Origin of the sequence: Synechococcus sp. CS-1329 (genome assembly GCF_025128055.1) — a bacterium.
Taxonomy (GTDB): domain Bacteria; phylum Cyanobacteriota; class Cyanobacteriia; order PCC-6307; family Cyanobiaceae; genus Regnicoccus_A.
The window spans coordinates 22,673-30,294 of record NZ_JAHLYS010000025.1 but is presented as its reverse complement, the minus strand read 5'-3'; the positions used below and the strand labels follow the sequence as shown (position 1 = coordinate 30,294).

Genomic DNA, 7,622 nt, shown 5'->3' with positions numbered 1-7,622 from the left:
GCCGGATGGGAGCCGGCGGCGGGAGCGGATCGAAACAATGTCGTCACTGGGCCCAGGCGGGCTTCACTCGACGATCACCTTGCCGACCATGCCGGCGCCGCGGTGGGGCTCACACCAGTAGTCGAAGTTGCCGGCCTGCTCGAAGGTCTGATCCCAGCTCTCGCCGGGCGCAAAGGCCAGGGCGCTGTGGCTGAGTTCCTCATGGCCATCGAAGACGGCGTTGTGGGGGGCCAGCTTGTTGTTCACGAAGTGGACCGTGTCGCCCTTGCTGATGGTGACCACACTGGGCTCAAAGGCCAGCATGCCGGCGTCGGTGCCGAGCTTCACCTCAACGGTGGCGGCCTCGGCGGGCTGCACCGCGCTGACGCTCACCAGCACCAGCAGGGCCCCCAGCAGAGCGGAGGCGGCCACGGAGCGCAGCAGGCGCGCTGCCGAGGTCATCAAAGCTTGAAGCATCTGGTTTTCCTAACACTCCCTGCAGTGTAGGACGCTCTTAGATAGCTCCGCGCCGGGGCAGCCCCGCCTGCTCGAACACCGCCTCAAGAGTGGGGGCATAGCTGACCAGATCAAAGCGCTCCGGCGGGCTCACCGGGTCGTGGATGAAATGGCGCTGGCGGATGCTGAAGCGATCCCAGGCGTTCACCTCGATCGGCAGCACCCGGATCAGGGCCTCGATCCACCAGCCGTTGAGGGCCAGGCCCAGGGGCGGTCGCCAGCTGCGGCGCCAGCGGCAGAGCCGGCTCACGGTGTCATCGACCGTGACGGCGGGCTGCCCCAGCACCAGCCGGCGCAACGGACCCTGGTTCGGCTCCGGATTGGGCTGGTGGGGGTTCAGGGCCAGGTGGGCGCAGACCAGGGCGATGTCGGCGGCGTGGATGAAGTGGAAACTGGCCTCGGCCCGCAGCCACTTGGCCAGCCACAGCCAGCGCACCCCCTCCTTGAGACCGGCGGTGAGATAGCTGGTGGGGTGCGGATCGCCTGGGCCCACCGAGCCACCGAACACCAGCGTGGGGAAAACAGCCACGATCTTTGCGGCCAGCGCATGGCGCTCCAGCTGCTGCAGGCAGAGGGCCTTGGTCTGAATGTACTCGGTGCCGTAGGCCTCCGCTTCCGGCAGCAGCTGCAGCTGGCGATCGAGGATGCTGGCGGTGGAGAAGTAGATGATCTGCTCCAGCCGCTCGGGGTCGAGGCGGCCCAGCAGCTCCTTCACGGCCACCACATTCACCTGCTGGGCCCGCTCGGGATCCCCCCAGGCGGTGGCGGTGTGAATCACCCGCGTGGCCGTGGCGATGGCGGCGGCGTGGGGTTCCTGATCGCGCAGATCACCCACCAGCAGGGTGAGGCGCGGATGCTGCCTGGGCACGGCCGTGAGCTTGGAGGGATCCCGCAGCCAGAGCAGCAGCTCGGCGTCGGAATGGGCCAGCAACTGCTCGGCGATGGCCTGACCCACACAGCCACTGGCTCCGGTGATCAGGATTCGGGCGGGCCCGCTGGCGCCGCTCAAACGGCTGCCTCCAGCAGCTCGTTCACCGACTTGCCGGCCTCGAAGAACACCCGGGCGTTCTCCTCAGGCGTGCCGGGAAGGATGCCGTGGCCGAGGTTGAGAATGTGGCGGCGGCCGCGGGCCTTGCGCACGGTGTCAACGATGCGGGCACGGATGGCCTCGGGCGTGCCGAACAGCAGACCGGGATCCACATTGCCCTGCACCCCCAGGTGCTCGGGCAGGCGGGCACAGCCATCGGCCATGTCCACGGTCCAGTCGAGCGAGATGAAATCCACGCCCGTGGTGGCCATCCGCTCCAGCACACCGGCGCTCCCGGAGATATAGAGAATCAGGGGGGTGTCGGGGTGCTTCGCCTTGACCTGATCCACCACCCGTTTCTGATACGGAGCGGCGAACACGTCGTAGTCGATCGGGCTGAGCTGACCGGCCCAGGAATCAAACAGCTGCACCACCTGGGCGCCGCTCTCGATCTGATAGCAGACATAGGCGGCAATCGAATCCGCCAGCAGACCCAGCAGCTGATGCAGCAGCGCCGGCTCCTGGAACGCCATCGCCTTGATCACGGCGTAGTTCTTGCTGCTCTTGCCCTCCACCGCGTAGGCCGCCAGGGTCCAGGGGGCACCGACGAAACCGAGCACGGCCGCCTCGTTGCCCACGCTCTGGCGCAGCCGGCCCAGCACCTCACCGACGAAGGGCAGCGAGGCGGCCGGATCCAGGGGCCTCAGCGCCTCCACCTGCGCCAGGCTGCGGATCGGCGGGTCGATGATCGGACCCTTGCTCTCGATGATGTCGAAATCGATCCCCATGCCCGGCAGCGGCGTGAGGATGTCGGAGAAGAGGATCACGCCATCGGGCTGGAAGGCCCGGTAGGGCTGCATCGAGATCTCATAGGAGAGATCGGGCTGCTCCGAGCGCTCGCGGAAGCCGGGGTGACGATCACGCAGGTCGCGGTAGACCTTCATGTAACGCCCGGCCTGGCGCATCATCCACACCGGTGGCCGCTCCACCTGCTCACCTCGGGCGGCGCGCAGCAGCAGGGGGAGAGGTTCGGCCATGGGGTCAGGGAATGCCAGGGGCGAACCTACCCGACGGCACCACCTGATCCGATGGCTTCGTCACAGAGGGTCTGGCTGCGCTCCGGATCGCGCCGCAGCACCAGCACGCTCAGGGGCGGCAGGCAGAGCTCCAGCGACTGGCCGTAGCCATGGACCGCCTGCTCCTCACTGAATTTGCCACCCATGTTGCCGAGGTTGCTGCCGCCGTAGCGGCTGCTGTCGGTGTTGAAGGTTTCGGCGTAGAAGCCCTCCATCGGCACCCCCACTCGGTAGTGCGAGTGGCTCTGGGGAGTGAAGTTGGCCACCACCACCACCCAGGAGCCCGTCTGGCTCTCGCGGCGCATGAAGCTGATCACCGACTGGCGGTTGTCACTGCAGTCGATCCACTGGAAGCCGTAGTGGTCGAAATCATCTCTCCACAGGGCCGGCTCCTCGCGGTAGTAGCGGTTGAGGTCGTCCACCAGGTTGAGCAGACCCTGATGGGCCTCGAACTCCAGCAGATCCCACTGCAGATCACCCCAGACGTTCCATTCGCTGCGCTGAGCGAACTCCATGCCCATGAAGATGGTCTTCTTGCCCGGGTGGGTCCACATGTAGGCCAGCAGGGCGCGCACATTGGCGAACTTCTGCCAGTCGTCGCCGGGCATCTTGTGCAGCAGATGACTCTTGCCATGCACCACCTCATCATGACTGAGCGCCAGCATGAAGTTCTCGGTGTAGTGATACATGATCGAGAAGCTGACGTTGTTCTGGTGGAACTGGCGGAACCAGGGATCCAGCTCGAAGTAATCGAGCATGTCGTGCATCCAGCCCATGTTCCACTTGAGGTTGAAGCCAAGGCCACCCATCTCGGTGGGCTTGGTCACCAGCGGCCAGGTGGTGGATTCCTCGGCGATCGAGAGGGCACCAGGGAAGTGGTGGAACAGCACCGTGTTGGCCTGCTGCAGGAAGCGCACCGCCTCGAGGTTTTCGCGGCCGCCCTCCTCGTTGGGCAACCATTCGCCGGTGGGGCGCAGATAGTCGCGGTAGAGCATCGAGGCCACCGCATCCACGCGGATGCCATCGATGTGGAACTCCTCAAACCAATACACCAAGTTGGCCACAAGGAAGTTGCGCACCTCATTGCGGCTGTAATTGAAAATAAGTGTGCCCCACTCCTTGTGCTCACCGATGCGCGGATCGGCGTGCTCATAGAGGTGGCAGCCATCGAAGAAGGCCAGGCCGTGGCTGTCCTTGGGGAAGTGGCCGGGCACCCAGTCGAGGATCACCCCCAGGCCTTCGGCGTGGCAGCGATCCACGAAGGCCCGGAATTCATCCGGCGGGCCGAAGCGGCTGGTGGGGGCGTAGAAGCCCGTCACCTGATACCCCCAGGAGCCATCGAAGGGATGCTCGGCGATCGGCATCAGCTCCAGATGCGTGAAGCCCCGCTCCTTCACGTAGGGGATCAGCCGATCGGCCAGCTCGGGGTAGGTGAGCAGGCGGGCGCCGGGCTTGAGATCAGCGGCCGCCACCGGCGGGCGCGGGCTGCCATCGGCCTCGATGTAGGGCTGATCGGCCGGGCCATGCATCCAGCTGCCCAGGTGCAGCTCGTACACCGAAATCGGCTGATCGAGGGGGTTGCGGCCGTCGCGCTCGGCCAGCCAGGCCTGATCACCCCAGTGGTACTGACCCAGCTGGGAGACCACCGATCCCTGCTGGGGGCGCACTTCGTGCTGGAAGCCGTAGGGATCTGCCTTCTGATAGCAGTGGCCCTCGGGAGAGCGCACTTCGTATTTGTAGAGAGCTCCGGGCCTGAGGCCGGGCACGAACAGTTCCCAGATGCCGCCGATGCGCAGCTGCATCGGGTGGTGGCGGCCATCCCAGTTGTTGCATTCACCCAGCAAAGCCACGCTGCGGGCATTCGGGGCCCAGAGGGCGAACTGCACGCCGGCGACACCATCGCGCTCACAGGGATGGGCGCCCAGCCGGCGCCAGATGTGATGGTGATTGCCCTCGGCGAAGAGATGGCGATCGAGCTCGCCCATCCACTCCTCACGGAAGGCCCAGGGGTCGTGCTGGCGGTGCTCGATCCCCCCCCGCTGCACGTGGTATTCGTAGCGCTGACCGGGATCTTCGCTCAGCTCAACCTCAAACACCCAGGGATGGTGAGGAGTGGCCATCGGCAGGGCGCGGCCGTCGAGCAGCAGGTCCACCTGACTGGCTTCGGGCAGCCAGGCCCGCACCACCCAGCCATCGCCATGGGGCTGGGGGCCCAGCACGGCGAAGGGATGATCATGCCGGCAGTCCTGAAGCCTCTGGCCGTCTTGGACCATCCATTCGAGGCTGGTGGAGGGCATCGAGCATCGGCGGTCGGAACGGGAGCTTAGGCCCGCCCTTCCAGCTCATCGAGGGGCTTGATCAGGGCAGCGGGGTGCCGGGCCGGGCCGGATCCTCAGGGAAATCAACGCCGATGATGTGACCCTCGGGATCAAAGATCACGAACAGGTTGTCGGTGACCCTCCGGAACTGGGTGGTGACGAGCACCAGCTGCTGAGGGCCGCCTTCACTGGCCACCACGGTGCCGCGCAGGCGCTGGAAGGTACCGGTGAATTTCTCGAGATCCTTCCAGCGGTTGAGCAGGTCCTGGGGGCTGATCTCGGCCTGGAGATTCCGATGGAGCAGGCTGCGGGCCTGCACCACCCGGCCCTCGCTGATGGCGGTGATGAAGGTGGTGGCAATCTGCCTGATCGGTGTGTCCTGCTGATCCAGCTCCCAACCGAGCACGCGGCCGCGGCCATCGAGCACGAGCACCAGCGGCCGATTGCCGCTCGGGCCCCTCAGATCGGCCTCCACCGTGCTGTCATCCACCCCCGTGGAGACCTCCGTGATGCGGCTGCCGAGGATCGGCCCCTGCTTCTGCAGACGCTCCCGCACGCGCTCCACCGTGGTCAGCCTCTGCAGATCGGGGGCAAGGCGATCGAACACGGCCTGGCTGTCCTGACGCTTGAGGGCCTCCAGCAGCACCATCCCGGCCGCTCGGGCCTCGGCGGGCTGCAGCGCGGAGGTGGCCTGCGCCTGGCCTCCCTGCAGCCCGCAGGCCAGGGCGATCGCCAGCAGGGGGACACGCAGGTTCACGGAGATGCGGGCATGGGTATGGGGTCAGTCTGCCCGAGAATCAAGCGGCTCCAACCTGAGGCAGGCCTCAGCCAGCTGCAGGTCCAGGGTGATCACCCGGTGGCTGGAGCCCACAGCGGCCAGGGGCGCCTCGCCGTGGCCGGGATTGACACTCACCTGGGGCCAGGCCGCCGCCGCCAGCGACAGGCGCAGCTGCTCGCCGGCGGCCAGGCTCGCCACCAGGGGCTGCAGGCTCAGGCGCCGCCGCTGGCGCCGGCGGCAGTGGTGGCCCAGGGCGCGGACCACACCCGTGCTCAGCTGCCAGGCCCTGCCCTGGCGGATCACCGAGAGGGCACCGCAGAGGTCGAAGCCGTCCTGGTCACAGCTGATCTCCAGCTCCAGGACCGGCCGCCCCGCCAGCTGCAGCGGTGCGGCCAGGGGCGCGCTGGTGAAGCAGGCCACATCGCTGCGGGCGTCGAGATCGGTGCGATCCACCAGGCCGGCATCCAGGCCCAGATGGCCGCCGCGGCCGGGGGCGGGCCGCCAGGGGTCGTGCACCAGCCAGACCACACCGCCGCCCTCACCATCCGGCAGCAGGCGGCCCTCGCCGGCATCAATCGCCGCCAGTCCGTTGCTGCGCAAGGCCCAGCGGCTCGCTCCAGCCGGCTCAGCCGGCCAGCCCCCCCAGAGGCCGGTGCCCAGATCAGCCAGGGCCTCGCGGGGATGGCCATCGAGATCGCCCCGGTCGCGCAGGTGCCGATCAAAGAAGGCCAGCTGCAGGCGATCGAGGCCCCCAGCCCAGTTCAGGTGGCTCCAGGCCCCGACGCGCAGCCAGGGGTCAGCGCCGGCGGCCAGGGCACGGGCGCGCAGGTCCAGCACTCCGCCCAGGTGGGGGTCGTGCCAGCCGCCCACCAGCAGCATCGGCTGACGCATCAGCCCTTCTGCTGGCTGATGGCACCTCCAGCCAGCCGGGCGGGCGGGATCCAGCCTCAGCCAGCCCAGCCCCATCCCGCCGGGATCGTGCTGCTCCAGCAGCGCCGGGCCATCGCGCAGAAACGTGCCCCCCTCCAGGCTCTGACGCAGGCGAAACCAGCCCTGCTCATCACCGGCGCGGCGCCGGGTTTCAGCCGCCAGCTGCAGCGCCCAGCCCAGGCCCAGGGCCCACCAGTGGGCGCCCCCCTCGCTGGCCCAGTGCAGCCGCTCATCAAGGCCGGCCATGGCCGGAGCCAGGGCATCGGGCAGCGGGCTGCCGGGGTTCAGCAGCAGCTGGGTCAGCCCCTGATAGGAGAAGCCATAGGTGCCCACACGGCCGTTGGCATAAGGAAGGCTGCGCACCCAGGCCATGGCCACGGCGCCATCGCCGGCCTCCTGGGCAAAGCCGGCGAACTCGCCGCCGGAGTCGCCGCGGCCCCGCACGTCCTGCACCGCCACCGCGTAGCCGTGGCTGGCGTACCAGCGCGGATGGGCATAGGTGACGGTGGAGGCGATGGCGCGGCCGTAGGGCTGGCGCATCAGCAGCAGCGGCCAGCGCCCGGGCCCCGTGGGCTTCCAGATCCTGGTGGCCAGCCGCACCCCGTCGGGGCAGGGCATCCAATCTTCAAGGGCCTCGGTGTCCAGCGGGACGACTCAGCGCACGTCAGGGCAGTGAAGACCCACCACGTAGGTGGTGAGGATCTCGGCGTCGGTGGGGGACAGGCCCTGACTCTGGGACACCATGGCGATCGCCGCTGGGGAATTGGAGCTGACGCCGCGGCCGTTGAGTTCGCGCAGGTCGTTGCAGATCCGCTTGGCCAGCTGGGGGTTCTGCTTCACAGACTCCAGCAGCGGTGAGGCGGCCTCCAGCGGCGTCAGGGGCAACGCCACGCCGAGGAGCACCGCCGCCGCCACGGCGAAGCGGGCCAGCAGGGGCCGACGAGGGCGTGGTTGACAGGACAGGGAGAGAACAGGCAAGGATCGTCCACCGCAGGGGG

7 protein-coding genes are annotated in these 7,622 nt (G+C 68.0%); all 7 read right to left on the bottom strand.

Annotated elements, in window-relative coordinates; all coding sequences use genetic code 11:
* Positions 1-63 precede the first annotated feature (63 nt).
* Positions 64-441: a plastocyanin gene (gene petE, locus KQ304_RS05025; RefSeq protein ID WP_259736020.1), complete on the bottom strand. Its 378-nt coding sequence runs from the start codon at positions 439-441 to the stop codon at positions 64-66.
* A 52-nt stretch (positions 442-493) separates the two neighbouring features.
* Positions 494-1,504, bottom strand: coding sequence for an NAD(P)-dependent oxidoreductase (locus KQ304_RS05020; RefSeq protein WP_259736019.1), 1,011 nt, complete (start codon positions 1,502-1,504; stop codon positions 494-496).
* Complete coding sequence (gene hemE / locus KQ304_RS05015) at positions 1,501-2,559, bottom strand: uroporphyrinogen decarboxylase (RefSeq protein WP_259736018.1); 1,059 nt, start codon at positions 2,557-2,559, stop codon at positions 1,501-1,503. The genes KQ304_RS05020 and hemE overlap by 4 nt, the downstream gene beginning before the upstream one ends.
* Before the next feature lie 26 nt (positions 2,560-2,585).
* On the bottom strand, positions 2,586-4,895 hold the full coding sequence (gene glgB, locus KQ304_RS05010; RefSeq protein ID WP_259736017.1) for a 1,4-alpha-glucan branching protein GlgB: 2,310 nt from the start codon (positions 4,893-4,895) through the stop codon (positions 2,586-2,588).
* A gap of 61 nt (positions 4,896-4,956) precedes the next feature.
* Positions 4,957-5,673: a DUF3887 domain-containing protein gene (locus tag KQ304_RS05005; RefSeq protein WP_259736016.1), complete on the bottom strand. Its 717-nt coding sequence runs from the start codon at positions 5,671-5,673 to the stop codon at positions 4,957-4,959.
* A gap of 24 nt (positions 5,674-5,697) precedes the next feature.
* Positions 5,698-7,242, bottom strand: coding sequence for a CocE/NonD family hydrolase (locus KQ304_RS05000; RefSeq protein WP_259736015.1), 1,545 nt, complete (start codon positions 7,240-7,242; stop codon positions 5,698-5,700).
* 36 nt (positions 7,243-7,278) lie between these two features.
* A complete protein-coding gene (locus KQ304_RS04995; protein ID WP_399228465.1) occupies positions 7,279-7,602 on the bottom strand; it encodes a hypothetical protein in 324 nt (107 codons plus the stop codon).
* Positions 7,603-7,622 lie beyond the last annotated feature (20 nt).

Coding starts and splice junctions, on each gene's coding strand:
- petE (WP_259736020.1), bottom strand. CDS start 441: ATGACCTCGGCAGCGCGCCTGCTGCGCTCCGTGGCCGCCTCCGCTCTG.
- hemE (WP_259736018.1), bottom strand. CDS start 2,559: ATGGCCGAACCTCTCCCCCTGCTGCTGCGCGCCGCCCGAGGTGAGCAG.
- glgB (WP_259736017.1), bottom strand. CDS start 4,895: ATGCCCTCCACCAGCCTCGAATGGATGGTCCAAGACGGCCAGAGGCTT.
- KQ304_RS05000 (WP_259736015.1), bottom strand. CDS start 7,242: ATGCCCTGCCCCGACGGGGTGCGGCTGGCCACCAGGATCTGGAAGCCC.